Source organism: Hymenobacter agri (assembly GCF_054778495.1).
On sequence record NZ_BAAGZM010000549.1, the window covers coordinates 1 to 2,884 of the forward strand.

Consider the following 2,884-nt stretch of genomic DNA (forward strand, 5'->3'; position numbering starts at 1 on the left):
CCGGCGCTGCGCGGGCAGCCGCGCGTGACGCAGTACGCCGGCGGGGCCAGCAACTGGACGTATCGGCTCGAATACGACAACGCCGACCTCATCCTGCGCCGCCCGCCAGCCGGCACCAAGGCCAAATCGGCCCACGACATGGGCCGCGAATACCGCGTGCAACTAGCTCTGAAACCCGTATTCCATTACGTGCCGGAGATGGTGGCCTACTGCGAGGATACCAGCGTTATCGGCGTTGATTTTTACGTGATGGAGCGCGTGGCCGGCATCATTCCGCGCAAGAACCTGCCGCGCGGGCTCGAGCTGCCGCCCGCCACCGTGCGCCAGCTCTGCCTGAACGTGCTCGACGCCCTGATTGAGCTGCACCAAGTCGACTATCAGGCGGCGGGGCTGGCGGGTCTGAGTAGCGGCACCGGCTACACCCAGCGCCAGATTAGCGGCTGGAGCAAGCGCTACACCCAGGCCCGCACCTGGAACGTGCCCAGCGGCCGCCGCATCATACAGTGGCTGGAAACGCACCAGCCGCAGCAGGAGCGTATCTGTATCACGCACAACGATTTTCGGTTCGACAACGTGGTACTCGACGCCGACTACCCCACGCGCATCCTCGGCGTGCTCGACTGGGAGCTGGCTACCCTCGGCGACCCACTCATGGACCTGGGCAACTTGCTGGCCTACTGGGTGCAGGCCGACGACGATTTCCTGGCCCAGGCCACTCGCCGCCAGCCCACCCACCTGCCGGGCATGCTCACGCGGAAGGAAGTGGTGGCTTACTACTGCGAGAAAACCGGCTTCCGGCCCGAGAATTGGGCTTTTTACGAAGTGTATGGCCTGTTTCGCCTATCGGCCATCGCCCAGCAGATTTACTACCGCTACCACCACAAGCAAACGCGCAATCCGGCGTTCCGGAACTTCTGGATTTTTGTGCATTACCTGCATTGGCGCTGCCGCCGGGCCATGCGGGGCGGTGTTGATAAGTGAAAAATAAAAAAGCGGGTCATGCTGAGCGCAGTCGAAGCATCTCTACCGCGATAGTAATCCAACTCTTTGCAATGAAGCGGTAGAGATGCTTCGACTGCGCTCAGCATGACGTTTCTGTAACCCCCACACCACTCAAAAATGACCATCCGCCGCAACATTCTCATCACTGGCGCCAGCTCGGGCCTGGGCGAAGGCATGGCCCGCGAATACGCCCGCATGGGCCGCAACCTAGCCCTCTGCGCCCGCCGCACCGACCGCCTCGATGCCCTAAAAGCTGAGCTCGAAGCCGCTTATCCGAACGTTAAAGTCTTCGTGCGGGCGCTCGATGTGAACAACCACGACCAGGTTTTTGAGGTCTTCCGCGCCTTTCAGGCCGACTTGGGCACCATCGACCGCATCATCGTGAACGCGGGCATGGGCAAAGGTGCCTCGCTGGGCACCGGCTATTTCCACGCCAACGTGCAGACGGCCCAGACCAATTTTGTGGCGGCGCTGGCGCAGTGCGAGGCGGCGCTGGAGATTTTCCGGGCGCAGAAGGCGGGGCACCTGGTCACGATTTCGTCGGTGGCGGCCATGCGCGGGATGCCCCGGGCCCAGACGACCTACGCTGCTACCAAGGCCGGCCTCTCGGCCCTCACCGAAGGTATTCGGGCCGATTTGTTGAACTCACCCATCAGCGTCAGCATCATGTATCCCGGGTACATCCGCTCCGAAATCAACGCCAAAGTGAAGAGTACGCCTTACATGGTAGATACCGAAACGGGCTGCCGGGCGCTGGTGCGGGCCATTGAGCGCGAGCCGGTGCAGGCCTTCGTGCCGGGCTGGCCCTGGGGACTGATGGCCCGCGCCATGAAGTGGCTGCCGCTACGCTGGGTGCAGAAGCTGCTGTGAGTGAGCGGCGGCGTGGGCAGCGGGGGAGGCGGTTTGCGGAAAAAACCGTTTCTTGCACGCCCAAATTCCCGAACGTTAGCGTGTGGGGTCGGTTGATGAACCACTGGCCCCACGTCTGCTTTCTATTTTTGTTCTGTGACTCGACCTTTACGCAAGCTGCTGCTGCTGGCCGTAGCGGGCCTGTTGGCTAGCTACTCTACTCCCGCTGGGGCGCAAAACCGGCCCGCCCGGCCCGCGGCGGCAGAGCCTGCCAAGACCATTCTGTTCGTTGGCAACAGCTTTTTCCACGGTAAATACCAGCCGGTGCTGGCCTACAACGCGGCCCACGTCGTCGACGAAAACTACGGCCTGCCCGCCAACGACCCGCGCTGCGAAACCACCACCGGCGAGCCCGTTGTCTGGGGTGGTATCCCCGGCATCTTTCAACAATTCACCGAAGAAGCTGGCCTGCGCTACGAGGTGCACTTCGAGGAAATCAACGCCCGGCCGCTGCAATACCACTACGACCACGCCCTCGGCGTCATTCAGCAGCCGCGCTGGAACACGGTGGTGCTGCAGGAGCACAGCCAGTGGGCGCTGCCCCCGCGCCACGGTGGCCGGCCCGAGCTATTCCGCGACTACGCCACCCGGCTGGAGCGCGCCGTGCATACGGCCAACCCCGCCGCCGAGGTATTCCTGTTCCAGACCTGGCCCCGGGCCGACCTGACGTACCCCGCCGGCAAGCCATTCAGCGGCCTGCCCATCGACTCGATGGCCCGCGAGCTGCACGCGTCGTACTACGGCCTGCTGGCGCAAAACGCAGATTTCAAGAGTATTGCGCCGGCCGGCGATGCCTGGCTGCGCGCCGTGCAAACCGGTTTGGCCCAGCGCAACCCCTACGCCCCCGAGCCCGGCAAAGTCGACCTCTGGGCCGAAGACCACTACCACCCCAGCAACTGGGGCGCCTACCTCACGGCCTGCGTGCTGTTTGGCGAAATCACGGGCCACGACCCGCGCGCCCTGGGCGCCAGCG

The 2,884-nt window shown here is 63.9% G+C and carries 3 protein-coding genes; all 3 read left to right on the top strand.

Annotation, left to right across the window (positions count from 1 at the left end; all coding sequences use genetic code 11):
- On the top strand, window positions 1–981 hold a 981-nt coding region (locus ACYVDE_RS19145; protein ID WP_460503142.1), incomplete at its 5' end, for a phosphotransferase family protein.
- A 138-nt stretch (window positions 982–1,119) separates the two neighbouring features.
- Window positions 1,120–1,872, top strand: coding sequence for an SDR family oxidoreductase (locus ACYVDE_RS19150; protein WP_460503143.1), 753 nt, complete (start codon window positions 1,120–1,122; stop codon window positions 1,870–1,872).
- A 135-nt stretch (window positions 1,873–2,007) separates the two neighbouring features.
- Window positions 2,008–2,884: hypothetical protein (locus ACYVDE_RS19155; RefSeq protein ID WP_460503144.1), on the top strand; the 877-nt coding region annotated here is incomplete at its 3' end.